This is a genomic window from Catenulispora sp. EB89, assembly GCF_041261445.1.
In the GTDB taxonomy this organism is placed as follows: Bacteria; Actinomycetota; Actinomycetes; order Streptomycetales; family Catenulisporaceae; genus Catenulispora.
On sequence record NZ_JBGCCU010000019.1, the window covers coordinates 207,287 to 231,984 of the forward strand.

The 24,698-nt window shown below is 69.6% G+C and carries 21 protein-coding genes and 1 pseudogene; 9 read left to right on the forward strand and 13 right to left on the reverse strand.

All coding sequences use genetic code 11. The features are described 5' to 3' along the window. Window positions 1–212 precede the first annotated feature (212 nt). Window positions 213–698: pseudogene (locus tag ABH920_RS33540) on the reverse strand (class I SAM-dependent methyltransferase); the annotation flags it as partial. Between the two features lie 30 nt (window positions 699–728). Then, window positions 729–1,700 (reverse strand): class I SAM-dependent methyltransferase, encoded by a 972-nt coding sequence (locus ABH920_RS33545; RefSeq protein WP_370353252.1) that lies wholly within the window; start codon window positions 1,698–1,700, stop codon window positions 729–731. Window positions 1,701–2,093: 393 nt separating this feature from the next. Between ABH920_RS33545 and rpsA the strand changes: the two genes are divergently transcribed. From rpsA to ABH920_RS33565, 4 genes are all read left to right on the forward strand, one after another. Beyond that, window positions 2,094–3,575, forward strand: coding sequence for a 30S ribosomal protein S1 (gene rpsA, locus ABH920_RS33550; protein WP_370353253.1), 1,482 nt, complete (start codon window positions 2,094–2,096; stop codon window positions 3,573–3,575). Between the two features lie 159 nt (window positions 3,576–3,734). After that, on the forward strand, window positions 3,735–4,916 hold the full coding sequence (locus ABH920_RS33555; RefSeq protein WP_370353254.1) for an MFS transporter: 1,182 nt from the start codon (window positions 3,735–3,737) through the stop codon (window positions 4,914–4,916). After that, window positions 4,909–5,982, forward strand: coding sequence for a TolB family protein (locus ABH920_RS33560; RefSeq protein WP_370353255.1), 1,074 nt, complete (start codon window positions 4,909–4,911; stop codon window positions 5,980–5,982). Before ABH920_RS33555 ends, ABH920_RS33560 begins: the two co-directional genes overlap by 8 nt. A 60-nt stretch (window positions 5,983–6,042) precedes the next feature. Beyond that, a complete protein-coding gene (locus ABH920_RS33565; protein WP_370353256.1) occupies window positions 6,043–6,957 on the forward strand; it encodes a hypothetical protein in 915 nt (304 codons plus the stop codon). Here the strand turns inward: ABH920_RS33565 and ABH920_RS33570 are convergent. Further along, complete coding sequence (locus ABH920_RS33570) at window positions 6,935–8,323, reverse strand: ISL3 family transposase (RefSeq protein ID WP_370353281.1); 1,389 nt, start codon at window positions 8,321–8,323, stop codon at window positions 6,935–6,937. The two genes, ABH920_RS33565 and ABH920_RS33570, sit on opposite strands and share 23 nt — an antisense overlap. Window positions 8,324–8,494: 171 nt before the next feature. On the opposite strand from ABH920_RS33570, the gene ABH920_RS33575 reads away from it, so the two are divergent. Next, window positions 8,495–9,052 carry a hypothetical protein gene (locus ABH920_RS33575; protein WP_370353257.1) on the forward strand — a complete coding sequence of 186 codons (558 nt, stop codon included), beginning with the start codon at window positions 8,495–8,497 and terminating at the stop codon, window positions 9,050–9,052. Window positions 9,053–9,327: 275 nt separating this feature from the next. On the opposite strand, the gene ABH920_RS33580 is transcribed toward ABH920_RS33575, so the two are convergent. Together ABH920_RS33580 and ABH920_RS33585 are read right to left on the reverse strand one after the other, a co-directional pair. Next, a complete protein-coding gene (locus ABH920_RS33580; protein WP_370353258.1) occupies window positions 9,328–10,839 on the reverse strand; it encodes a N,N-dimethylformamidase beta subunit family domain-containing protein in 1,512 nt (503 codons plus the stop codon). A gap of 577 nt (window positions 10,840–11,416) precedes the next feature. Then, window positions 11,417–13,171: a N,N-dimethylformamidase beta subunit family domain-containing protein gene (locus ABH920_RS33585; protein ID WP_370353259.1), complete on the reverse strand. Its 1,755-nt coding sequence runs from the start codon at window positions 13,169–13,171 to the stop codon at window positions 11,417–11,419. A 94-nt stretch (window positions 13,172–13,265) separates the two neighbouring features. On the opposite strand from ABH920_RS33585, the gene coaE reads away from it, so the two are divergent. From coaE to ABH920_RS33605, 4 genes are all read left to right on the forward strand, one after another. Continuing rightward, window positions 13,266–13,895: a dephospho-CoA kinase gene (gene coaE, locus ABH920_RS33590; RefSeq protein WP_370353260.1), complete on the forward strand. Its 630-nt coding sequence runs from the start codon at window positions 13,266–13,268 to the stop codon at window positions 13,893–13,895. A gap of 9 nt (window positions 13,896–13,904) precedes the next feature. Continuing rightward, entirely contained in the window at window positions 13,905–14,915 is a 1,011-nt protein-coding gene (locus ABH920_RS33595; RefSeq protein ID WP_370353261.1) for a decaprenyl-phosphate phosphoribosyltransferase, read from the forward strand. Between the two features lie 61 nt (window positions 14,916–14,976). Continuing rightward, the gene (locus ABH920_RS33600) at window positions 14,977–16,362 is read left to right on the forward strand and encodes an FAD-binding protein (protein ID WP_370353262.1); all 1,386 of its coding nucleotides are present in this window, start codon (window positions 14,977–14,979) and stop codon (window positions 16,360–16,362) included. Between the two features lie 96 nt (window positions 16,363–16,458). Continuing rightward, on the forward strand, window positions 16,459–17,214 hold the full coding sequence (locus ABH920_RS33605; protein ID WP_194921076.1) for a decaprenylphospho-beta-D-erythro-pentofuranosid-2-ulose 2-reductase: 756 nt from the start codon (window positions 16,459–16,461) through the stop codon (window positions 17,212–17,214). Between the two features lie 58 nt (window positions 17,215–17,272). Here ABH920_RS33605 and ABH920_RS33610 read toward each other — a convergent pair whose 3' ends face one another. The 8 genes from ABH920_RS33610 to ABH920_RS33645 form a co-directional block, all read right to left on the reverse strand. Further along, a complete protein-coding gene (locus ABH920_RS33610; RefSeq protein ID WP_370353263.1) occupies window positions 17,273–18,586 on the reverse strand; it encodes an HAD family hydrolase in 1,314 nt (437 codons plus the stop codon). After that, complete coding sequence (wecB, locus tag ABH920_RS33615; RefSeq protein ID WP_370353264.1) at window positions 18,577–19,752, reverse strand: non-hydrolyzing UDP-N-acetylglucosamine 2-epimerase; 1,176 nt, start codon at window positions 19,750–19,752, stop codon at window positions 18,577–18,579. The genes ABH920_RS33610 and wecB overlap by 10 nt, the downstream gene beginning before the upstream one ends. Continuing rightward, window positions 19,749–20,684 (reverse strand): ATP-grasp domain-containing protein, encoded by a 936-nt coding sequence (locus ABH920_RS33620; RefSeq protein WP_370353265.1) that lies wholly within the window; start codon window positions 20,682–20,684, stop codon window positions 19,749–19,751. Before ABH920_RS33620 ends, wecB begins: the two co-directional genes overlap by 4 nt. Window position 20,685: 1 nt before the next feature. Next, the gene (locus tag ABH920_RS33625; RefSeq protein WP_370353266.1) at window positions 20,686–21,099 is read right to left on the reverse strand and encodes a hypothetical protein; all 414 of its coding nucleotides are present in this window, start codon (window positions 21,097–21,099) and stop codon (window positions 20,686–20,688) included. After that, window positions 21,089–21,643 carry an exosortase/archaeosortase family protein gene (locus tag ABH920_RS33630; protein WP_370353267.1) on the reverse strand — a complete coding sequence of 185 codons (555 nt, stop codon included), beginning with the start codon at window positions 21,641–21,643 and terminating at the stop codon, window positions 21,089–21,091. The genes ABH920_RS33625 and ABH920_RS33630 overlap by 11 nt, the downstream gene beginning before the upstream one ends. Next, on the reverse strand, window positions 21,640–23,031 hold the full coding sequence (locus tag ABH920_RS33635; RefSeq protein WP_370353268.1) for a glycosyltransferase family 2 protein: 1,392 nt from the start codon (window positions 23,029–23,031) through the stop codon (window positions 21,640–21,642). The genes ABH920_RS33630 and ABH920_RS33635 overlap by 4 nt, the downstream gene beginning before the upstream one ends. Before the next feature lie 85 nt (window positions 23,032–23,116). Continuing rightward, the gene (locus ABH920_RS33640; protein WP_370353269.1) at window positions 23,117–23,803 is read right to left on the reverse strand and encodes a PIG-L deacetylase family protein; all 687 of its coding nucleotides are present in this window, start codon (window positions 23,801–23,803) and stop codon (window positions 23,117–23,119) included. Next, the gene (locus ABH920_RS33645) at window positions 23,800–24,687 is read right to left on the reverse strand and encodes a choice-of-anchor P family protein (protein ID WP_370353270.1); all 888 of its coding nucleotides are present in this window, start codon (window positions 24,685–24,687) and stop codon (window positions 23,800–23,802) included. The genes ABH920_RS33640 and ABH920_RS33645 overlap by 4 nt, the downstream gene beginning before the upstream one ends. Between the last annotated feature and the right edge of the window lie 11 nt (window positions 24,688–24,698).

Below are 24,698 nucleotides of genomic sequence, written 5' to 3' on the forward strand. Positions count from 1 at the left end.
AAGACGGCGAGGCGGTCGGCGACGCCGTCCCGCTCCGCGTCCCGCACCCACCGCAGGACCCTGCCGACCGAGAGCGGGAAGAGCGAGACGCCGTAGCGGTTGGTCGGGGGAGTGCCGCGCCGTCGTTCGTAGCGTCGCGCCGCCCACTCGCCGCCGAGGTAGTGCCAGGGGGAGGTCTCGTGGCCGCCGAGCGGTCCGAGCCAGTTGGTGAAGCACAGGAAGACGAGGCCGCCGGGGCGCGTCACGCGCAGCATCTCCGACAGCATGCGGCGCGGGTCCGCGACGTGTTCGAGGACATTGGAGGAGAAGCACACGTCTACTGATTCGTCCCGCATCGGCAGCGCCTGTGCGTCGCCGCAGACATCGCCGATCGGCCGCAGATCCACCGACAGGTACCGCGCCCCCGCAGCCCCGAACGCCGCCGCGAAGAAGCCCGGGCCGCCGCCGACGTCCAGCACGCGGAGCCCGCGCACCGGCACGTGCCGGCCGACCAGCGCCACGGAGTCGGCCGCCAAGGGCTCGTAGAAGGACGCCGGATCCACCTGTTCAGCCCGACAGGCGCGCACCAGCCCGACAGTGCGCCGCACCCCGAAGAGCCGCCGCCCGGACCGATCGCCACCCACGCCAACCACGGGAGCACTGTCGCCACCGGGGGAGGCGCCACGACGGCGCCACGCCGGAGGAGGGCATTGCGCCACCCCTGGCTACCCCCTTCGCGTGCGTCCCGCCTACTCCTTCACCGTCACGAACACCGCAGTCCCCGGAATGATCCGCCCCCGCAGCGGCGACCACCCGCCCCACACCTCGGTCAGCCCGGCCGGCCACTCCGGCTCCACCACGTCCACCAGCCGCAGCCCCGCCGCCGCGATCTCCCGCACCCGGTCGCCCATCGTCCGGTGGTGCTCCGCGTACGTCGCCAGTCCGCGATCGTCGAACTCCACATACGGTCGCCGGTCGAAGTACGAGTCGCGCGCCGTCAGCCCGGCTTCGGTCGGGTCGTCCGGGAACGACCACCGGATCGGGTGCGACACCGAGAACACCCACCGTCCGCCCGGCTTCAACACCCGCGCCGCCTCGCGCATCACCGCCGCCGAGTCCGCCACGAACGGGACCGCGCCGTAGGCCGCGCACACGATGTCGAACGCCTCGTCCGCGAACGGCAGGCGCGTCGCGTCCGCCTGGACCAGCGGCACGCCCACCACGGCGTCCGCCCCGGCCCCGGCAGCCCCGGCGGCCGCCTCAGCTCCGGCCCCGGCGTCGGCCTCAGTTCCGGCCCCGAGGTCCGCCTCGCCGCCGGCCGCCCCCGCCACGCCCGCCGCTTCTGCCCTCGCCGAGTCGGCCCCCGCCGAGGCCGCCCCCGCAACCCCGATCCCCGCCGCCGCCAAAGCCGTCCCCGCATCGATCCGCAACGCATGCGCCAGCTGCCCGAACGAAAGATCGGAAGCCACCGCGTAAGCCCCCTGCGCCGCCAGCCACCGCGAGCACTGCGCCGCCCCGGCCCCGACCTCCAGGACGCGCTTTCCCGCCAGATCGGCCCCCAGCAGCCGCGCGTCCGCCTCGTCCAGGCCCTCCGGGCACCAGATGAAGCGGTCGTCGCCCAGGAACGCACCGTGTTCGGCCTGGTAATCGTCGGCGTTGGCGTCCCACCAGCCCCGGTTCGCCCGGATCGTGGCGGAATCTGACAGGTGACGGCGGGCCACGCGGACCGTATCGTTATCTTCGATTCCGGGGTCACCGGGGAATTCCGGCGACTCTTCCGTCACATCGGTCACAGTGCGGGCTTCCTTTCACCAGCGGGTCGCAAGACGATCACGCAGGTGGAGATGTTAGCCGGGCGCCCGCCCGCTGTGCCCGGTCGCGCCGTGGGCCGTGTCCGCGTCCCCGGTGGAGACGGGTATCGGATTGACCACGCGTGCGTACGACCCGTATTCTGGGCGATGCGCTGCGGGCAGGTTCTGAATCTTCTTCGTTGGACACCCGATCCTCGTCGACCGTTCGGCTCTTGACTGGTGATGGACCTATCCCAGCGTCGGCATCCCCGACCGGTGGAGGCCGTCGCCCACAATGTGTCCGTATCCGGAGCCCCCTTCCCCATGACGAGCAGCACCGAGACCGCCCGAACGCCTCAGGTCGCCATCAACGACATCGGTTCGGCGGAGGAATTCCTCGCCGCGATCGACCAGACCATCAAGTACTTCAACGACGGCGACATCGTCGAGGGTGTCATCGTCAAGGTCGACCGGGACGAAGTCCTGCTCGACATCGGTTACAAGACCGAGGGCGTGATCCCGTCGCGGGAGCTCTCGATCAAGCACGACGTCGACCCCAACGAGGTCGTCGCCGTGGGCGACCACATCGAGGCCCTGGTCCTCCAGAAGGAGGACAAGGAAGGCCGTCTCATCCTGTCCAAGAAGCGGGCTCAGTACGAGCGCGCCTGGGGCACGATCGAGGAGATCAAGGAGAAGGACGGCATCGTCACCGGTACCGTCATCGAGGTCGTCAAGGGCGGCCTGATCCTGGACATCGGTCTGCGCGGCTTCCTGCCGGCCTCCCTGGTCGAGATGCGCCGCGTGCGCGACCTGCAGCCGTACGTCGGCAAGGAGCTCGAGGCCAAGATCATCGAGCTGGACAAGAACCGCAACAACGTGGTCCTGTCCCGCCGCGCCTGGCTCGAGCAGACCCAGTCCGAGGTCCGCCAGAACTTCCTCACCACCCTGCAGAAGGGCCAGGTCCGCTCCGGCGTCGTGTCGTCGATCGTGAACTTCGGCGCCTTCGTCGACCTGGGCGGCGTGGACGGCCTGGTGCACGTCTCGGAGCTGTCCTGGAAGCACATCGACCACCCCTCCGAGGTCGTCGAGGTCGGCCAGGAGGTCACGGTCGAGGTCCTGGACGTCGACATGGACCGCGAGCGCGTCTCGCTGTCCCTGAAGGCGACCATGGAGGACCCGTGGCAGACCTTCGCCCGCACCCACGCCATCGGCCAGGTCGTGCCGGGCAAGGTCACCAAGCTGGTGCCGTTCGGCGCGTTCGTCCGGGTGGACGAGGGCATCGAGGGCCTGGTCCACATCTCCGAGCTGGCCGAGCGCCACGTGGAGGTCCCGGAGCAGGTCGTCAACGTCGGCGACGAGATCTTCGTCAAGGTCATCGACATCGACCTGGATCGCCGTCGCATCTCGCTGTCCCTGAAGCAGGCCAACGAGGGCCTGACCGGCGACATCGAGACCGACCAGTTCGACCCGGCGCTGTACGGCATGGCCGCCACCTACGACGACCAGGGCAACTACATCTACCCCGAGGGCTTCGACCCGGAGACGGGCGAGTGGCTCGAGGGCTACGACGCCCAGCGCGAGGTGTGGGAGGGCCAGTACGCCGAGGCCCACGCCCGCTACGAGTCGCACCAGAAGCAGATCGCCGAGGCCCGCAAGGCCGACGCCGAGGCCGGTGTCCAGGAGAACGCCGAGGGTGCCCCCTCGTCGTACTCCTCGGGTGCGGCCGAGGAGAGCGCCGGCGGCGCTCTGGCCTCCGACGAGGCCCTGGCGGCGCTGCGCGAGAAGCTGTCGGGCGGCCAGAGCTGAGGCTCGCACCGCGTAACAGTTCGTAGCTGAAAGGCCCCGTCCGCTCAAAGCGGACGGGGCTTTCGCTATTGTTTCGACGTGTATTTGACGGGATCGAGAACCGCCAAGCGCATCCAGGAAACCAGGAGCACGCGGGAGCGGGTCCCTTTCAACGTCAAGATGCTCGGCACGGTGAGCCTCCTGACGGACGTCTCCTCGGAGATGCTGGTCGCGGTGGTCGGCTACTACTTGCTCAACGTGCTCCACGAGACGCCGACGGCGATCGGGTTCCTGGACGGGCTCTACAACGGCATCCCCGCGCTGCTGGCGATTCCGGCCGCGTATCTGTCGGACCGATGGCAGCGCCGCAAGCTTCTGGCCGGCATCGGGTACGGCGCCTCCGCGGTGACCAAACTGGGGTTCCCCATCGTCGGGCCCTCTTTCGGCGGCCTGAGCGGACTCCTTAGCGCGGACCGCTTCGGTAAGGGGATGCGCTCCGCCCCGCGCGATGCGCTGATCTCGCTGTCGTCTCCGCCGCAGATCCTGGGGCGCTCGTTCGGTGTGCACCGCATGCTCGACAACATCGGCGCGGCTACCGGACCGCTCATCGCGTCGTTCGTTCTGCTGTGGACGGCGAAGTTCGGGACGGAACGCAAAGCGTTCGACGCGCTGTTCATCATCGCCTTCTGCGTTGCGGCCATCGGCCTGGTGGTGTTCTGCCTTTACGTGACGGACCACAAGAAGGAACTGCAGGAGCGTTCTGAGGCGTCTCTGCGTGCGGCCTTCGGGCTGTTGCGACAGAAGTGGTTCATCCTTACGGGTATCGCGGTGGGGCTTCTGGCGCTCGCCTGGGTGAGCGACACCTTCGTGTACCTGACGCTCGCGCACAGAATGCAGCTCACCGCTTCCGAGTACGCGTTGCTCGCCACCGGCACCATGGGGATGTTCGTCGTGACGGCCATCCCGGTGGGTCGTCTGGCCGACCGGGTGGGGCGCTGGAAGGTGTTCGTCATCGGGCACCTGCTTCTTGTCATCGCCTATGCGCTCCTCGCCACGAACGCTCCTGACGCCGTCCTGCTGGTTGCCGCACTCCTTCTCCCAGGCCTCGCCTACGCGGCCAGTGACGGCGTTCTCATGGCCTATTGCGGCCCGCGCATCCCGGCCGCGCTGCGTACCTCCGGGCTCGCGGTGATGCAGTCGATCGGTGCCGTCGCCGGGTTCGCGTCGTCCGTCGCGTTCGGGGCGGCGTGGTCGCACACCGATCCCAAGACGGTCATGCTCTGGTTCTCCGGGGCCATGGCTGTGGCGATCACCGTGTCGACGCTGCTGGTGTCGCCGTGGAAGGAACATGCCGATGGCTGACTTAGAGGATGTGGAACAGGAGACGGAACAGGAGACCACTTCCGGCCAACTCGGCGGTTCTGAGGCACCTCGCGACAACCGGGCCAAGATCCTGATCTCGTCGATCGCCGTATTGGTCGTGATCGCTGTCGCGGCCGGACTGACGGCCTTCCTGGGGCGTTCCACTAAGCGTGCCGGCGTGAGAGGAGGCTTCACGGTCGCCGCGGGGGAGTTGACGTACCGGTCGATGGTGCAGGGCCCGGACTTCGGCAAGCTGGTGGAGTCTCCCGTCGGTGCTGCGTCGAACGCGGTCCCTACGGTTTCCACCATTCCGTGCGAACGGTCCTACACGGCCTCTGGCGTACTCCTCTGCCTGCAATCCGAGGGAAGCCTCATGAGCCAGGCCTATGCGGAGGTCTACGACAGTTCCTTTAAGCAGCTCAAGAAGGTGGCCATCGCCGGTACGCCGAACCGTGCGCGACTGTCCGCGGACGGCCGGATGGCGGCGTGGACGACCTTCGTGTACGGCGACTCTTATACGACGCCCGGCGCATCGACCCGTGCCTCGATCCTGGACCTTAGGACCGGGCAGTACGTCGACTCTCTGGAGAACTTCAACGCCTACGTGGACGGCAGCGTCTATAAGGCCGTCGACATCAACTTCTGGGGCGTCACCTTTACCGCGGACGACAATACGTTCTACGCGACTATGGGCAGCAACGGTAAGACGTGGCTGATGAAGGGCGACTTCGCAGCGCACAAGCTGACCGCGTTGCGCGAGAACGTGGAGTGCCCCTCGCTGTCCCCGGACGGGACGCGCCTGGTGTTCAAGAAGCGCGTGTCCGACGACATCCGGCACCCGTGGCGCTTCACGGTGCTGAACCTGGCCACCATGCAGGAGACGCCGCTGGCCGAGACCCGCAGCGTCGACGACCAGGCCGCGTGGCTGACCAACAGCACGGTCATGTACGCCGTCCCGCACGACGACGACCCCGGCAGCGACCTGTACGCTGTGCCCGCTGATGGCAGCGGCGCACCGCGCCTGCTCGCCGCCAACGGGATGTCCCCGTCGGTCACCTCGGGGTGAGGGTCGCGGAGTGATCCGAAACCTTCTCGCCCGCCACACCGATTCGATAGGTTGCCAAGCATGCGGACCCTTACGACCCCGGCCCCGGCTGCGGCCCGCCGGCCCCTGACACGCATATCCGGCACAGGCGCCGCCGCCCTCGGCATCGCCTGCGCGGCGGCCCTGGCGCTGACCGCGTGCGGCGGCAGCGGTTCGGTGCACAAGGGCTCCTCGAGCACCACCGCCACCGGCTCCTTCCCCGGCGCGCAGACATCCAGCACACCGACCCCGCAGCCCACCTTCGACCCGGCGGCGGGCCCCACACTGGCCGCGACCCAACTACCGAAGAACTGCAGCGGCCTGGTCACCGACGCCGACATGCAGCTGGCCCTGGGCAACCCCCTCAACGGCGGCGACTTCTTCACAGCCTTCCAGCCCACCGCAGCCAAGCAACTCGGCCGCGTCCGCTGCCAATACGGCGTCGTCCAGGACGCCACCGGCAAAGTCACCGGCGACCAGGTGGAGATCCAACTGGCGATCTACGCCGACGCCGCAACCGCCCAAAGCCACGGCGCCAGCACCGTCGGCACCTTCGCCGGACAAGGCGACCAGTACGCCCCGATCTCCGTAGCCGGCCACCCGGCAACCTACGTCACCGAAACCGGCAAGGACGCCGTCCTGGTGATGTACGACGGCAACCGCACATACCTGATCACCACCCAAGAGGCGCTGGTCAAGGGCGACGACGCGAAGGCCTTCACCCTGAAGATCGCCGAGGCCCTGTACAAGCACACCACCCCGAACGCCCCGACCTCGCCGCCGAGCGGCAGCACCGGCGGCACCGGCACGCCGAGCGGACCATCGTCCAGCGGCGCACCCTCGTCAGGAGCACCGGGCTCGCCGAGCGGCTCCGCCCCGGCAGGCGGCAGCTCGGCGCCGGGCGCGCCGTCGTCGGGGGCGAAGTCGGGGGCGCCTAGCCCGGCGCCTTCGGACTGAGGTTCGCGGGCCTTGGGCTGCTGAACGCTGCCTGCCTGGCTGGCTGGCTGCCCGCCCGGCCGTCACGAACGCGACACCGGCGAGCTGGCGTGGTTCGCCGGCTCTTCGAAGTTAGGCGGGGTTGAGGTGTCCGCGGGCGCGTCGGGTGGTGCCACAGCGAGTGCGTAGTCGCTGGTTCTCCGGGTTCCGAAAGCCGTAGGCGTCTCGGGCGATGGTCTTGATCACGGTTGGTGCCCTCGGACCCGGCGTTGGTGATGCCGGTGATGATGAAGGCGAGAATCTCGTGCCACCAGGTGCTGATCGTGGTGGCCAGGCGTTCGAACTCGGGAAGCCCGGACGCCGCGCAGGACTCGTAGAACCTGGTCAGCAGGCGGTAGACCTGGCCTCGGCTCGGATGGGTGCCGGCCAGGGCAAGGAGGTCCAGAAGGTCTTCTTTGGCGTTCCAGGCGTCCAGGATCGGCTTGCCGATCCTGGGTGGCAAGGCGTTGAGGTCCTCGACCATCGGGTCCAGGTGGTCGGCGTGCATCCGGGCCGCCGAGCGGGTCAGCCGGTTCCTCAGCTCCCATTCCCGGTTGCCCTTGCGGCCCCGGTGCCCGCGGTGCTGGACAATGACCCGGCGGCGGACCTCGGTGAGCGCGGCGTTGGCCAGCTGCACCACGTGGAAGTGGTCCACGACGATCGTCGCGTGCGGTAGTGCGGTGCGGATCGCGGACTTGAACACGGTGCACATGTCGATCGCGACGAACGCCACGCCGGTCTTCCAGGCATCCCCGCGCTCGTTCAGCCAGTCGGTGACCACGGCCGCGTTGCGGCCCTCGACCTGGCCGAGCAGTCCTGCTCCGCCAGAGAGGTCCACCATCCCCACATGCCAGCGATCAGCCATCGTGACGAACGACTGTGTCTGCTCGTCGAACCGCCACTTGGCCTTGCCGCGGCGGATCTCGTCGATGCCCAGGATCGACACCGCAGGCGTGGACGCCGGGATGACCCGCGCGGCGTGGACCCGGACGGCCGCCATCACGATCGGCCAGGCCATGCTGTGGTCCCGCGCCGACTGCACGACAGTTCGTCCCCGATCCCCGACCGCTGCGCCTGCGGACTCGCGCAGCCGAACCGTCAGTCGCGCTCGCGCGGGGATGGCCGGTAACGACTCGGTGAACGACTGGCGCGCACAGTCCACCTGGTCGCGGCGCCAGCGTCGCTTACGCCATCGCAGGTCACAGCGCCGTCCGCCCACCGGCAGGTCACGGGGTCGCGTCGTGGTCCACTCCTTGACTCTCTTGGCCTGCATCCCGCATTCCGGACAGCAGCGGGCACACTCATCGGCGGTGGTCAGAAGGACCAGTGGGCAGCCGTCGGCCTGCATGGTCACCGACTCCACCTCCACCCCGTCCAATCCGAGCAGCAAGGTCGTATCGTTGGGCACGCCCGTGGCTCTCTGGTGTGATCTTCATGTCTCGACAACACGAAGGATCACAGAGGGCCACGGGTGTCCCTACGGCGTCAAGGTGCTGAGTTAGACGAAGGCGGTGAGAGCGTGAGAGCTTTGGAGGACTTCGCACACGTCCTCGGTGGACCGCTGCGCCCCGTGGATACGGCGATCCTGCAGTCCCTGGGCATGCTGTGGGGAGTGAACCTCCCGGAGGACTTCCTGGAGATCATGTGTGCCTACGGCGACTCGAAGATCTCCGACTTCATCTGGATCTACGGCCCGCGGACGCTCGGCTTCGCCGGCGAACACTCCGGCCCAGGACTCAGTGACTGGTCAGGCGACCGGAGAGGCGTCCCGCTCCTACCCGTCCCCAACGGGCTACTGCTGTGGGGCTCGACACTCGAGGGCGACATGCTTTGCCTCAAGCAGCAGCCGACCGGCCACTGGATCGTCTCGGTCTCCCTGCGCAACTGGTTCGAGTGGCGCGACTACGACCTGGACTTCTCCGACTGGTTCCACAGCGCCCTGACCGGACAGATCGGTGACGACTGGCTCCCTGAATGGGCGCCACTGCCACATCCAATCAAGGAATGGGGCAAGAATCCCTTCGGGGTCTTGTCGATGGGAACCGGACCAGCTGGAGCATCGCTAGACCCCGCCTAACTTCGAAGAGCCGGTTCGCCACGACCTCGGCCGCATAGCGACGGAAGTGACTAGGTCGCTCACCGCTCGGTTCGGGGCCAAGCCGTCATCTGGCTGGTAGGCAAAGCTCATGGTCCGCCTTGCGGCCGGGCGGGCGCTGCTCCGACCGAGTGGTTTTCGCTGCCGAGGCCTTCTCCCGGCGGTTGACGCTATTCGATAATTGATTCACGGTGGTTTGTCCCCCAGGACGGGGCGGGGCCCCTCCGCGCAGCCGCAAAAGTCAGCGCATCCGCACCTCAATAAGCCCGCACCGCCACGTCCCCCACCTCCCGAGCCGACCCCACCAGCCCCTCCGCCGACGGAGGCCAGTTCGGCGTCGAAGCGTGCTCCAGCCCCGCCGGCCCGCCCGCGAACGCGAGCAGCACGTTGTCCGTCGCGCGCGTCACCACCGCGCGCACCGCGGGCGGGGTGGGGCCCAGGTGCAGGCAGTCGCCGCTCATCACGCAGGGCCAGTACGTCGTGCCCGCGTCGAAGACGCCGGCGTGCGAGGGTGCCACGTAGTACGTCGTCGTCGCCATGCCGGCCTGGCCGCTCAGGAACCTGATCGGCATCGCCGCCAGGACGTCCACGTCCGGCGGGGTCGTCGGCTGGTTCACGTCCACCTGGTCGTACTCGCCGCCGACCGTGTTGCGCAGCACCTGCCCCTCGGTCACGCCGGTGCCGGCGAAGATCCACGAGGCGGGGTGCAGTACCCGCAGTGAGCCGCTGGCGCCGAGGTAGCCGTAGCCCTCGCCGATCAGCGTGGCTTCCGGGCGGTTCAGCGGTGGGGCCGACCAGTTCACGGTGGCCAGCGAGGGGTCGCGCGCGGCCAGCGGGTCGCCGGCCAGCGAGCGGCGGATCACCACGCGGCGGTCCGGGCCCAGCGGGGAGCCGGTCAGGCGGGCGGCTGTGTAGACAGCGTTGGCGCCGAAGAATGCGATGTTCACACCGGCCTGGCGCGCGGCGACCGCGCCGTCGTACATCCGCTTCGTCCAGTACTCCGAGTGCCCGCCGGTGATCACCCCCTTGTGCAGCCGCAGCTGCGCCGGGTCGGAGTCGGCGTCGATGTCCGTGAAGTAGTCCGTGTCGATCCCGAGCTTCTCGATCTCCCGCACCAGCGGCAGCTCGTACTGGTACGGCGAGTAGTACCCGCCGTCCTCGTACGGCCGGTCGAAGCTCACCTCGGTACTGGCCACGGCCTTCCGCGGCGAGTTCGCGTACGCCGAGTGCCCGCCGAACGTGTTGTACGCCTGGTACGTCAGCACACTGGCCTGGAACCCCAGCGGCGCACGGTCCCCGTCGGCCCGCACCACCAACGGAATCGACGACGCGCTCTGCCCCGGCGCCCGCACCACCAGCAGGTAGTACCCCGGCGTCCACCGCCCGGTGATCCGGAACGTCAACGTCGGCCGCCACGGAGCGACGGTCAGCAGGCTCGCCCCGGTCACCGCGGCCCTCGGCTGCGGCTCCAGGGTGACGTCCCTGACCTGCCAGATGAGCCGCCCCTCCGCGCCGCCGTAGAACCCCATCCGGTACGCCGACAGCGAAGCTCCCGAAGCCGGCGCCAGAGAACTCAGGTAGGCGGTCACCGTGTCCCCGCACTGCGCGCTGTCCCGGTCCAGATAGCCGTTTACGCTCCCGGCACGTGTGCGCTTCGCGTCCTGCCATGCAGTCGTGCCCGGCCGCGCGTTCTCTGTACGCAGCCAGCCCCGAGCCAGTCCCGTCGGGCACTCCGCCGAAGTAGCAGTAGCGGTTCCGGCCGAGGACACACCGATTTCCTCGCCAGAGGTGGAGCCGAAGTCAGAGTCAGAGCCGAAGTCGGAATCGAACCTGGCACTGACCCCGAACCGGCCCGCCGCCCCCTGCCGCATGGGCAGGTCCGCCGCACACGCCACAGCGACCGCCGCAGCCAGCCCCACCCGCAGCAACCGCGCGGGAAGCGGAACGCCCCGCCACAGGTTCAGCCGTTCAGCAGGATCCGCGGAAGCTGCCGCCGCCCCGCTCTCCACAGGCTCGACATAGACCGGCAACAGCACAGACGCCGAACGCGCGAACGCACCGGGATCCTCAGCCGACCCCGCTAAAGCACCCTCGGCGGTCACGCGACCGGAACCCGACCGACCCCAGCCCCCGTCACCACACCAGCGCGCACGCCCCTACCGTCCCTACTCCCGGTCCTCGCGCCCGCCGAGCGCCGGGCTGGTGCCATCTTGGACCAGCCACCGGCTGTCAGCCCGGCAGGCACGCGAAGCGGCTTCCCGCGCCGCCGGGGCCGCCCGCCCGCGCCGGCCGCGCCGCCCGCTTGCGCCCGCGCCGCCCGCGCCGGCGCCAACCCCCGCCCCTCCGTCACCCCTCCGTCGTCTTGGGCGGCCCGATCCCGACGTCGCTCTGCGAAACCGCCGTGGAGATCAACGCCTGCGGACTCGGAGCCGGCCGGTGCACCGACGGGTACTTCTTCCCGGCCGGCCCCTGCACGAACGTCCGCAACACGTTGTCCGTCATCGCCGCCAGCAGCTTCGACGTCCCCTCATCGACCGGCCGGTCCCCGCACATCCGCGCCATCTGGCAGTCCCAGTACGTCATCCCCCCGGCGAAGATCCCGGCCCCCGACGGATCGGTGTAGTACGACATCGTCGCCATCGTGGACTGCCCGCTGAACACGATCGGCGCAGCGGCGATCACATCGATGTCCGGAGGGGTCGCGTAGTTGTTCTTCACCGTGTCGTACTCGCCGCCCAGAGAGTTCTTCAGGACCTGGTCCTTAGTAGCCCCGGTCCCGGCAAAGATCCACGAGTCCGGCTGGAGTACCCGGAACGCCCCGCCGTCCGCACCGAGCTCCCCATAAGCCGGCCCCACGATCTGAGCCTCGGGCATCTGCAACTGCGGAGAATCCCAGAACACCGTCGCCTGCGACGGGTCGGACTTCGCCAATGGGTCCTCGTTCGCATAGCGGTAGACGACCATGCGCCGGTCCTGCCCGGAGGGAGAGGGCTCCAGGCGCGCATGCCAATAGATCTCGTTCGCGCCGAAGAAACCGATGTTGGTTCCCTTGCTGCGCGCGTAAAGGGCCGCGTCGTACATCCGCCGCGTCCAGTACTCCGAGTGGCCGCCAATAAGGAGCGCCTTATGCGCGGCGACCTGGCTGGGACGCTGGTCCACGTCGATATCCGTGGTGTAGTCGACGTCCAGCCCCAGCTTCTCCGCTTCCTCCGCCAATGGGATGTCGTATAGGAAGGGCGCCTGATACCCGCTCCCGTTATAGGGGCGGTCGAAGGACGCCACCCTAGAGCGGTCCGAACGCTTAGAGGACAGGTCCTTAGGGCCGTAATAGAGGCTGTACCGTCCGTAGTTGTTATACGCCTGGTACGTCAATACGGACGCCTGGAGCAACAGCGGCGAGCTCCCACTTCCCGGCGTTCCGTTGCCGGCACTGTCGTCCCGGATGATCAGAGGAATCGCATCGCCGGTGTCATGCGGCTTAGCGCGCACGATCAGCAGGTAGTAGCCCGGCGTCCAGGCCTGCGTGATCGGGATGCGCGTGGCGACCGGCCACGAGGCCTCGACCGTGTACGTCGGCGGCCCGGAGTTCTTCACCGCGCTCGCGCTCACCGGCACGTGCGACGTGCTCCACACCACGCGGCCGCCCGCGCCGCCGTACCAGCCCATCCGGTACGCGGTCACGGACGCGGAGGACACGTACCCGGACAGGTGCAGGTCCAGAGTGTCCCCACAGGCCGCACTCACCTGGTTCACGTACCCGGCGACCGCGGACGTGTCCGAGTCGAAGCTGGCCCGCCACGAGGAGTCACCGGGCTTGGCGTTCTCGATCCTGGACCAGCCGGCCGGCCGGACCTCGGTCGCGCACGGCGCGGACGACGGCTTGGTGCGGTCCGCGGGCAGCTTCCCGACGGGGCTCGACGGTTCCGGGGTCTGCGAGGTCACCTTCACCGGGGGACCGGCGCTGACCGCGGCCGGGGCCGCGTTGCCGGTGCAGCCGTAGCCGAGGGCGAACACCGCGGCGGCGAAGGCGGCGGAACCGGTGACGGCCTTCCAGCGCGCCGTCCCTATAGCGTTTCCCGCCGCGGAATCCCGCTTGTCCATTCGCTCCCGTCCCACACAGTGACCTAAAGAGTGCAGCGCCACGTTAGCCTTCTGCAGACGGCGATCGCGAACGTCCCCAGCCGAACGGAGCCCCATGGAGAAGGACAAGCCGGCCACGCTAAGCGTCGGCCTCACCGGTGGCATCGGCTCGGGCAAGAGCGAGGTGCTCAACAGGCTCAAGGCCCGAGGCGCCACCGTGGTCGACGCCGACCTGGCCGCGCGCCGGGTCGTGGAACCCGGCACCGACGGCTACGACGCGGTTGTCAAGGAGTTCGGTTCCGAGGTGGTCGGGCCCGACGGGGCTCTGGACCGGCCCAAGCTGGGCGCCATCGTGTTCGCCGACCCCGAGCGGCTGGCCGCGCTCAACGCGATCGTGCACCCGCGGGTCGCCGCGCTGATGGCCGAATGGGCCGATGCCGCCCCGGAAGGCGGCATTGTCGTCTACGATATTCCGCTATTGGTCGAGGGTGGGGCGGACCGCGGGTATGCGGCCGTGATCGTGGTCGACGCCGATGAGGAAGTCCGGTATGCGCGACTGCTCGCCAACCGCGGTATGTCCCGTGCGGACGCCGCCGCGCGGATGGCGGCGCAGGCGTCGCGGGAGGACCGACTGGCGGCGGCGGATTACGTCATCGCAAACAACGGGTCGCTCGAAGACCTCGATCAGGAAACGGATCGAGTCTGGTCCGAGCTGCTTACACTCCGCGATTCAACCATCCGATAGGTTTGCCCGGTGACATCCCTTCCCACGCAGTCTGCTGAGCCGCAGGTGTCCGAGCCCCAGCCCGCGACGGGTTCCACCAACGCCGTCGATGCCCCGGCTGACCTGCGCAAGCGTCCCCCCATGCCGGTCGCTCTGCTGCTCGCCGCCCGGCCGCGGCAGTGGGTCAAGAACGTTCTGGTCCTGGCCGCTCCGCTGTCGGCGGCCAAGCTCGGCCACGCCGATGTGCTGCGTACCTCCGCGATCGCCTTCGTCGCGTTCTGCTTCGCCGCGTCCTGCATCTACTTCATCAACGACGTCATGGACGTCGAGTCCGACCGGCGCCACCCCAAGAAGCGCTTCCGCCCGATCGCCGCCGGCTGGGTCCCGATCCCGCTGGCCCTGGTCTCCGGCACGGTCTGCGGCCTCGCGGGCCTGGGGATCGCGGCCATAGCGAACTGGACCACGGTCCTGGTGGTCGCCGTCTACATGGCGCTGCACATCGTGTACTCGATGTGGTTCAAGCACGTGCCGGTCCTGGACCTGGCGATGGTGGCCTCCGGCTTCCTGCTGCGCGCCATCGTCGGCGGCGTGGCGGCGAACCTGGAGCTCTCGCAGTGGTTCCTGCTGACCACCGGCTTCGGCTCGCTGTTCATGGTCGCCGGCAAGCGCTACTCGGAGATGGTGCTGATGGGGGAGGACGCCGCCGCTTCCCGCAAGTCGCTCTCGGAGTACTCCCAGACCTACTTGCGGTTCGTGTGGCAGGCCGCCGCCACGGTCACCATGATCACGTACTCGCTGTGGGCCTTCCAACTGGCCACCACCGCCAACGGCATCGTGGCCCACAAGTCCGCCAAGCCGTGGCTGGAGATCTCGGTCATCCCCTGGGTCTTCATCTTCCTGCGCTACTCGATGTTCATCGACTCCGGCCGCGCTGGAGAGCCCGAGGACGTCGTCCTGAAGGACCGCGTAATCATGGGTATCGGGGCCGTGTGGCTCGCGGTGTTCGCCACCGGCGTGATCCTGGTCGGCGCGCGCGGCTGAGCCGCCCCGCCGCCCGGGGCGGCAGTACTGAAGTCGAAATGAATATAGGGACGTGAGAGACGTGGCTGTGCCACAGCAGAGTTCAACCGGCGGCGAGGTGCACTCCGAGCGCCTCTACGGCTGGGGCATGACCAGCCCCTCGGTCGCCGACGTCGCCGACCCCACGGCGATCGACCAGCTCGCCGAGCTGGTCGCCGGCGCCGGCCCGCGCGGCGTCATCGCCCGCGGCCTGGGACGCTCCTACGGCGACCCGGCGCAGAACGGCGGCGGCCGGGTCGTGCGCACCACTTCGCTCAACAAGATCCTCAACATCGACATCGAGAACGGGATCGTCACCGCGCAGTCCGGCGTCAGCCTGCACCAGCTGATGAACACGATGCTGCCGCTGGGCTGGTTCGTGCCGGTCACCCCGGGCACCCGCTACGTCACCGTCGGCGGCGCGATCGGTGCGGACATCCACGGCAAGAACCACCACAGCGCTGGCACCTTCGCCCAGCACGTGCTCTCGATGGACCTGCTCGGCGCGGACGGGCAGATCCGCACGCTGACCCCGCAGACCGAGCCGGAGCTGTTCTGGGCCACGGCCGGCGGCATGGGCCTGACCGGGATCGTCACCCAGGCCACCATCGCGTTCAAGAAGGTCGAGACGGCCCGCATCAAGGCCGACATCTGGCGCGCCCCGGACCTGGACGGCGTCCTGGCCGAGCTCGCCGCCACCGACGAGAAGTACCCCTACACGGTGGCCTGGATCGACTGCCTGTCCACCGGCCGCAACCTCGGGCGCTCCGTGCTCACCTGCGGCGACTTCGCGAAGCTGGACGAGCTCCCGGCGAAGGTCCGCAAGGACCCGCGCAAGTTCGCTCCGTTGTCCCTGGGCAAGGTTCCTCCGGTTCCGGTCAGCGGTCTGCTGAACAAGATGACCGGCCGCGCGTTCAATGAGATGTGGTTCCGTAAGGCGCCGGTCCGTAAAGAGGGCGTGATCCAGGGTGTGGGTGCGTTCTTCCACCCTCTGGACGGGATCATGGAGTGGAACCGCGTCTATGGTCCTGCGGGATTCCTGCAGTGGCAGTTCGTGATTCCGTTCGGCGCTGAGGACACGCTGCGTCAGATCGTCGAGCAGATCTCCGCGCACGGTGCCCCGGCCGCTCTGACCGTCCTCAAGCGTTTCGGCGAAGGCAGCCCCGGCTACCTGTCGTTCCCCTCTAAGGGCTGGACTCTGGCGCTGGACTTCCCGACCAACACCGCGGGACTGGCGCAGCTGCTGGACGACATGGACGAGAAGGTGCTGGAGGCCGGCGGCCGCCTGTACTTGGCGAAGGACTCGCGGATGCGGCCCGAGCTGATGGCGGACATGTACCCGCGCCTTGAGGCGTTCCGCAAGCTTCGCGCGGAGACCGACCCGCACCAGGTGTTCATGTCGGACCAGGCGCGCCGCCTGCACCTGTAGAGGCCCGCTATACGGAGCTCTGCAGAGAGGCTTCTCTAGAGTTCGCAGTAGCTCCCCTCAGGGCCCCCGCAGCAACAACGGATTGGAACAACGGATATGAAGGACTCCCTGGGCGCGGCCCAGTCTCTGCTGGTGCTGGGCGGCTCCTCGGACATCGCCATGGCGACGGCCCGCAAGATGGCCGCCGCGCGCACCAAGAAGATCTACCTGGCCGGCCGCCCCTCCCAGCGCCTGGAGGACAACGCCGCCGAACTGCGCCGCCTCGGCGCCGCGGTCGACGTCGTCGCCTTCGACGCCGCCGCCACCGACGACCACGACAAAGTGCTCTCGCAGGTCTTCGCCACCGGCGACGTCGACGTGGTCCTGATGGCCTTCGGCGTCCTCGGCGACCAGGCGGAGGACGAAAAGGACCCGGCACGCGCCGCAGCCGTCGCGCACGTGAACTACACCGGCGCGGTCTCCAGCGGCATCGTGGTCGCCCAGGCGCTGAAGAAGCAGGGACACGGGGCACTGGTGGTTCTGTCCTCCGTCGCGGGGGAGCGCGCGCGCAGGTCGAACTTCATCTACGGCTCGTCCAAGGCCGGCCTCGACACCTTCGCCCAAGGCCTCGGCGACAGCCTGGTCGGCACCGGCGTGCACGTGATGGTGGTGCGCCCCGGCTTCGTGGACACGAAGATGACCCACGGCCTGGAGAAGGCGCCGCTGTCCACCACCCCGGACGCGGTCGCCGACGCGATCATCGCAGGCCTGCGCCGCGGCTCGCACACGGTCTGGGCGCCGGGCGCGTTCCGCTACGTGATGTCGGGCCTGCGGCACGTCCCGCGCCCCCTGTTCCGCAAGCTGCCGCTGTAGGCGCTTGTCTGTTTGTACGAGCGGCGCGCGCTGGGATCTCCCCCGGCGCGCGCCGCTTTCACGTCTGAAGCAGCCAGTCGACAGCGGCGGGAAAATCAGCAGCCGTATGCCAGGTCCCAGCGACATCGGCAGCCCGCTGATACTCGCCGGTTTTCACCCGAATAGCCCTGATATCAACCCCCACCGCCCCCGTAACATCTTTCTCAGGACGATCGCCGACAACAACGCACCGCCCGGGCCGAACACCGAGCCCCTCAAGAGCGGCAAGAAACGGCGCGGCATGGGGCTTGCGCACAGCACGTCCCCCCAGCGCATCAGAGACGACGACACACTCGAAGAACGCGGACAACCCCAACGCCCGCACCTTCCAAGCCTGCACATCAACATCCCCATCAGTAACCACCGCGAGCCGCACCCCCGCCATCCGGAGCCGGGCCAGCGCCTCGCGCACCCCCGGATACGGCTCCAGCCGCACCGGGCGATGAGCGCGGAAGACCGCCACCAGGCGGGCGATGAGATCGGCGGGGGTGGGGGTGATTGTGGCGGCGGTGCCGGTGCCGGCGGCCGGGGCGCTGGCGCTGGCGCTGACGGGGACGAGGGCTCGGGTGCTGGTGCTGGTGCTGGTGCTGGTGCTGGCGACGGCGACGGCTGCGGCGAGGGTTGGGGCGCTGGCCGAGGTGTCGGCTGGAGTAGTGGCAGGTTGGGAGGGGGTGGGGTTAAGGAGAGGACTGACCACATCCGCGCACGCTGCGGTCGATGTGGCGCACCCCGATGCGCTTGGCGCCGGATCGAGCGCGTCGGTGGCTGCACCCGATGCCGCCGCCGCGCTGTTGTGGCCGGCTGTCGCCTCGGTGCCTGTGGCTGCACCGAATGCTGACGCCAACGCCGCACTGTCATGGGTGCCCAATGCCGCGATCCGGACCGCCGCGCCGGCACCCGCCGCTGTGCCGTTGTGCCCGGCTGCCGCCTCGGTGCCTGCGGCTGCACGCGATGCTGACGCCAACGCCGCACTGTCGTGTCCGGCAGCCGCGCCGATCTCCGCCGCCACGCTCGATCCCGGCTCCGTCACCGCGCCCGCGTGCCCGGCCGCCGTCCCGAACCCCACGGCGGCCAGGGCGCGGTCGATGATGCCGCCGCGGGCGGAGCCGAGGGCTGAGTCGGCTTGCAGGGCTGCAAGGAATGCGGGCTCGTCGATTCCGTGGCGGGCGGCCTCCGCTGCCACTGCGCGCCAGGCACCGTCGAGCCAGGTGGCTTGGGGGTAGAGGGTGTCGTCGAGGTCGCAGAGGACTGCCTCGATGTCGCGGGTGGTGGTGGTTAGATAACTGGCCCCTCCGACAAGATTTCGCCGCGAGCCGCCGCTGCTCAACTCCACGAGGCCTCCGCCCCATGCCCGACGCTCCCCGGCGCCGCGCGGCCCACGAAGTCCGGCTCCCGCAGCCGCAGCAGCCCCGCCGCCTCGGCCTCCGCGACCGCGTCGGCCACCCGCGCCGACGCGAAGCCGTCCCCATACGGGCACTCCAACGCGTCCACGCGCTTAAGCTCCGCCAGCTGACCGAAGCGGGCGACGGCCGCCAGCGCCGCGTCGCCGTCCAGCCCGACGAGCTCCGAGGCGCCGGCGGCCACGCCTTCCCAGCGCGGCGTCGAGCGGCGCAGCACCACCGCCGGGATGCCGAACCACGAGGCCTCCTCCTGCAGGCCGCCCGAGTCCGTCACCACCACGCGCGACGCGGCCAGCGCTGTCAGCATCTCGCGGTATGGCAGCGGCGCGACCACCCGGATCCCTGCTTCCGTCAGCGCGTCGAGCAGCCCCGCCGTGGCGAGGCGGTCGCGGGTGCGGGGGTGCGCGGGGAACAGCACCGGGCCGAAGGCGGGGTCCGAGGCGGCCAGGCCCGCGATGCGTACCAACAAGTCCACAAGTGCCTGCAACCGTGCGGGGGAGTCGACCGTCGACGCGCGGTGCGCCGTCACCAGCACGCCGGCGCGCGACTCGAACGGCACGCGCGGTACGCCTGATTCGCGCACCACGTCCACCACAGTGTTGCCGACGACGCGGATCCGCGCGGCGTCGACGCCCTCGTCGGTCAGGAAGCGCGCGGCCAGGGCCGTGGGTGCCAGGTGCAGTGATGCCGTGGTGGCCGCGATGCGCCGGTTGACCTCCTCCATCGACGTCTCGTTGAACGAGCGCAGCCCCGCCTCCAGGTGCACCACCGGCACGCAGGCACGCCGCGCGGCCAGGCAGAACATCGGGACCGTCATCGTGTCGCCCATCAGCAGCACGGCGTCGGCGGCGAACGCCGTCACCTCCTCGACCGCGCGCTCCAGCAGCGCGCCGAGGGCCGCTGTGGGGTCCGGCGGCAGGGTCCAGCGGGAATCAGGCTCCATATTCAGTGAGCCCAGGAACTCCTCGCCGAGCGCCGGATCGTAGTGCTGCCCGGTGAAGACCAGGCGGGTGGGCCACTCGCGTCGCCGCAGCTCGCGGACGACCGGCGCCAGCTTCACGATCTCCGGCCGGGTCCCGAACGGGATGGTGAGTCTCAACCTTCGAACACCTCACAGAACAGTCGCGACATCCGCACACCGGGCCGATACCCCAGACGCGAGCTCCGGATCGGCAGTCCCCTGATTCCCCGCACGTATTCGCCCACCAGATCCGCGCCGGCCGCCAGGGACAGCGGCAGTCCGCCGGAGAAACGCGGGTTGCACTCGACGAACACCACCTCGTCCGCGTCCGTCACGAAGCCCTGGACGCACGCCACCCCGCACAGCCCGACGGCCTCCAACACCGCCGCTGCTCCTATCAGTACCCTGTCATCGGCGAACGTCTCCCCCTTCGTCGAGATCCCGCCGCGCGTCTCCAGCCGCCAGCGCGGCACGCCGCCGGCGAACCGTCCGTCGCGGTCGACGAGCGCGTCGACGGTGAACTCCAGCCCCGACAACCGCGTCTGCACAATGGGATCGACGACGCGCCGCAGCGCCCACGCCACCTCGTCGGCCGAGTCGCACGGATACACGTCACGCGAACCTCGGCCGAACCGCGGCTTCACGATCCAGGGCCCTGATACGTCCGATGCGGCGAAACCGGTAGCTGGCGTCGCGATCCCGGCTTCGTCCAGGACGGTCGCGAAGACGGCCTTGTCAGTGCACTGCTCCACTGTCTTCTGCGAGGGAACCCACACTGCGATCCCTTTGCCGGCAAGGTCTTCAGCGCGTGCTCCTAACGCGACGAGCTCCTCGGCGACCGTCGAGACGACGGCATCAGCACCCTGGGATACTGCGAGATCGCACAAAGTCTCGACGAACTTGGGATCCCCGGCCATCGGAACGACCCCGGACACGTCACCCAACGAAAGCCCGGCAGCGGAAGCGTCACAGTCCACTGCGACAGTACGCACGCCAGCACGCTGCAGCGCGTTGACCACCGAGACCCCCGCAGGCCCACCAACCCCTGTGACCAGCACTGTTTCCGTCATGTCACTCCTCCCACCAGCCGGTCGAAACCAACGCCTGCGCACCGTCGACGCCCACCACCGACGCAGCGGGCACCTCCAGCCGCCCCCACAACAACTCCTGCTTGGCCCACACCCGCAGCCGTACCAAGGCGACCGTGCACGCCGGCTCCCACCGATGCCGCATCACCGTCTGCGCCAACGCCTGCCGGACCCAGATGTCCTCCTCGGCCTCGGCGATGTCCAACAGCAGCCGGGCGTTGCGTCCTACGCCGTTCTCGCCGGCCGTCTGCACCGCCGCGACGCGCGCGGCAGGGTCCGGGGCGACGAGGGCGACGCGGAGTTGTCGGCGTACTCCGATCCTGGTCACAGCGCTGCGGACGGCCGCGACGGCGACCAGTGAGCCGCCGATCGCCAACGCCACTGGCTCAGGACTCATGGCGCACCCCATCAGCGGCGGCGAGGCACAGGTCGTCCAAAGCCACCCCGTCCCGGGGCAGCAGGAACCACATCATCAACACGAACCCTCCGAGCGTGTAAGCGAAAGCGAAAAGAGATCCGACCCAGTCGTGGAACAGCACGAGCGCCGAAGGCCCGGTCAGCAGCCCGACGCCGATCGAGGCGGCGATCCGCGCGATGTTCCCCACGAACACCACGGCCATCGCCGCACCGACTGCGAGTGCCAGCCGGCCCCGGGCTCCCGTCGGCCGCAGTACCGCGAGTCCGCCCAGCGCCAGCAGCGAGGCCAGCGACGAGCACGCCGGTGTCAGGATCGCGGCGAACGATCCGCGTGACCGGGCGTCGACGATGATCGAAGCCTGATAACCGCGGGACACGCCGCCGACGCCGAGCGCGTGGAACACGTCCACGGTCGCCGCGGTCTCCACGCCCCGCATCCACCGCTGCAACAGCACGAAACCGGCGATCGTGAGGGCCAGCAGCATCCCGATGCGCACGAACACGCGCCACGGTTCCGGCCTCACGACGGCACCTGCCGCGCCGACGATCCGGACGGCCCCGGTCCCGACCGCCCTGAAGGTCCCGACCGCCCTGAGGGCCCCGACAGCCCCGGCCCCGAACCTGCCCCCGAACCCGCCCCCGACCGATCCGTCCGCACCCACGTATAGGAGGACCCTGACAGCCCGTCGAACCAAGCCTTCCCGCACAACACCGCCGACACCAGGAACATCGGCAGAAACCACACCAGCGCCAGCACATCGGAGCGACGCGTCCGCGCCAACAACATCCCGCCGCCGATCTCCAGCAGCGGCCCCAGAAACAGCAACGTCCACAGCACGAACCCGCCGGGTATCGACGCCGCCGGCACCAGCCCGGCGGCCGACAGCACCAGCAATCCCAACGCCAGCAACGAAGCCACCGGAACGTGGTAGATCAGCAGGAACATCACCGTCTCGACACGTTCGAGCACTGACAAATGCGAAGCCCGCCACACGTGCCTCAAATAGTCCCGGCACACCTGCTGATGCCCCCGAGCCCACCGATACCGCTGCTTCCAGAACCGCTGCACCGTCGTGACTCCCTCCTCGTCGTCCACGGCACCCGGCTCGTACCGCACACGCAGCCCCGACAGCAGCAGCCGCAGCGTCACATCCGTGTCCTCGGTGACGCTGTGCACGTTCCACCCGCCCAGATCCCTCAGCGCTGCCAGCCGGATCGCGCAGTTCGCCCCGCCGTAGGCCGGCAACCCGAACACCGACTGCCGCCCGAACTCGTTGACCAGGTAGCCGGCCAGGTAGTCCACGGTGATCAGCCTGGTCAGCGGCGCGTCGGCGGCATTGCGGATCCGGCACCGGCCCTGCACCGCGCCCACGCTCGGATCCTCGAAGTGCCGTACCAGCAGCGCCAGGCTGTCGCGGTGCGGCCGGTGGTCGGCGTCGAAGACCACGACGATCTCCCCGGTCAGCCGGGGCAGCGCGTAGTTCAAAGCAGCGGACTTGCCCGCAGGGCCGGATCCCGCAGGACGATGCAGCGCCAGCAGCCGCGGTTCGGCAGCGGCGCGACGGTCGAGGATCTCGCCGGTCCCGTCGTCGGAGCCGTCGTCGACGATGACGATCTGCAGCAGCTCGGCCGGGTGGTCCAGGGCCAGCAGCTCCGAGACCAGCCGATCGACGACCAGCCGCTCGTTCTTGCACGACACCAGCACCGACACGGCCGGCCGGTAGCCCGCCAGCTCGCCGAAGACCAGTGAATCGGCCCGTGCGGCGGCGAGCGAATCAGGGTCCGCATGCCGCAGGGCGGAGACCGCGAAAGCGGTGTGCCGGATGAAGAAGCACAGGAAGACGGCGTCGAGCAGATAGACGACGCCCGCCGTCAGGACCGCGGTACCCAGCACCGACCACGGCACGAGCACCGCACCGACTATGAACGCGTGTCTGGGCCATCCGGAGGGAAGCCGGACGGCTGAGACGCGGCGATGGCTGGCACGGCTCACGCGGTCACCGGCCCCGACCGGCTGCCGGTGCGTATTCGATGCCTGAGACGTGCTGGTCGACGCGAGGACCGGAAAGGCCCGCGCCGCTGAGATCCCAAGCGAACCGCTCGGTTTCGAACGCCTCAGCGTGCCGCAGCCGCGCCTGAAACCCCCGGAAGCGCGCCTGCGCCGCGACCGCGTCCAGGTCCACCATCTGGTTCTTCAACACCTGCGACACGTGCGCGCGCAACGCCTTCAGCTTCCCCGGCAGGTGCTCGGCGGCGTCCACGAACACCGTCGGCGCGAACCCGAGCGACGACGGCGTCTCGTACATCAGGATCCTGCTGACCAGCCGCCCGGCCGCGAGCGTCGCCACCGCCGCCGAGCGGTGGTCCTGGTGGCTGTCGCGCGGCGAGTGCGTGTAGACGACGTCCGCGCCGGTGGCCCGGATCGCGTCCTCGACCACCGCCACCGCGGCGCGTCCCTCCGGCACCGCGCCGTCCTCGAAGCCGCCCCAGAACAGGTCGGCTCCGAGGATGGACGCGGCGATCTCCTGCTCCGACACCCGCGACGACTGACCCTGCGGCCCGTGCTCACCACCGGTGAGCACGAGCAGCCCGACGCTGTCGCCCCGGGCACGGTGCGCCAGCAGCGCGGCGCCGCACCCGAGTTCCACGTCGTCCGGGTGCGCCCCGACGGCCAGCACCTTCACGCGCCGGCCCCGTCGCCGACGTCGCCGATCCCGCCGCCGAACCCACTACCGCCGCCGGACGCGCCGCCGGAGGAACCCCGGTTCGAGCGCCGCTTGCGGAACTGGTAGCCGGTGAACAGCACCCCGAGCACCCCGGTCAGCACTACGCCGCCGACCGCGCCGACCGGCATGCCGGTCCCGCCGGTGATCGAGCAGCGGGACTGCGCGAGGTAGATGTCGCCGCCGCCCAGGGCGCCCAGACCCGGCAGCAGGCGGATGTGCACGCCGTTGACCGTGACGCCCGGAGACCCGGCGCTGCCGGTCTGGGTCTGCTCGTTGAGGACGACGTCCGCGATGCCCGGGACGGTGATGTGCGTGTTCGGCGCGGGGTTCGCGGCCACGGTCTGCCCGGCGATCACCACATGGAGCAGATCAGTGCTCGCCGACGCACCCGAGCCGGTCGCAGTGCATTGCGATTTGATCGCGTTCTCCTGGCCGTGCAGCGCCGAATCGTCGCCGCCGAGCACGGCGTCCACGCGCAGCCCCTGCACCTCGGCGGTGCTGTGCACGCTGCCGCCCGGCGGCGTGCCGACCGTGCTGACGTCCAGGACGCCGAGCGAGGCCAGGGCCCCGACGCCGAGGCCTACAGCGTGCCCGGTGATCGTCGTCGCGCTGCCGCCCGGGGACGGCAGCGTCACCGCCGGCCCGGCCGGGACGCTCACGTGGACGCCGGCCAGGCTGACGTCCGCGGCCACGCCGAACGCGCCGCCGGCCACCGCCGCCGGCGCGGCTTGGGCGGCCGTGGTGCCGCCCAGGCACAAGGCCAGGCCCGCCGCGCACACGACCGTGCCCGCCGCGGCGATCCCCCAGCCGCGGGGGGTCAGACCTCGTTGATGTGCCCTCATAGTGCGGTGTG

Bases quoted from the DNA above. Each gene is read 5' to 3' on its own strand.
- rpsA (WP_370353253.1), top strand. From the start codon at position 2,094: ATGACGAGCAGCACCGAGACCGCCCGAACGCCTCAGGTCGCCATCAAC.
- ABH920_RS33555 (WP_370353254.1), top strand. From the start codon at position 3,735: ATGCTCGGCACGGTGAGCCTCCTGACGGACGTCTCCTCGGAGATGCTG.
- ABH920_RS33560 (WP_370353255.1), top strand. From the start codon at position 4,909: ATGGCTGACTTAGAGGATGTGGAACAGGAGACGGAACAGGAGACCACT.
- ABH920_RS33565 (WP_370353256.1), top strand. From the start codon at position 6,043: ATGCGGACCCTTACGACCCCGGCCCCGGCTGCGGCCCGCCGGCCCCTG.
- ABH920_RS33570 (WP_370353281.1), bottom strand. From the start codon at position 8,323: ATGCAGGCCGACGGCTGCCCACTGGTCCTTCTGACCACCGCCGATGAG.
- ABH920_RS33585 (WP_370353259.1), bottom strand. From the start codon at position 13,171: ATGGACAAGCGGGATTCCGCGGCGGGAAACGCTATAGGGACGGCGCGC.
- coaE (WP_370353260.1), top strand. From the start codon at position 13,266: ATGGAGAAGGACAAGCCGGCCACGCTAAGCGTCGGCCTCACCGGTGGC.
- ABH920_RS33605 (WP_194921076.1), top strand. From the start codon at position 16,459: ATGAAGGACTCCCTGGGCGCGGCCCAGTCTCTGCTGGTGCTGGGCGGC.
- ABH920_RS33620 (WP_370353265.1), bottom strand. From the start codon at position 20,684: ATGACGGAAACAGTGCTGGTCACAGGGGTTGGTGGGCCTGCGGGGGTC.
- ABH920_RS33625 (WP_370353266.1), bottom strand. From the start codon at position 21,099: ATGAGTCCTGAGCCAGTGGCGTTGGCGATCGGCGGCTCACTGGTCGCC.
- ABH920_RS33645 (WP_370353270.1), bottom strand. From the start codon at position 24,687: ATGAGGGCACATCAACGAGGTCTGACCCCCCGCGGCTGGGGGATCGCC.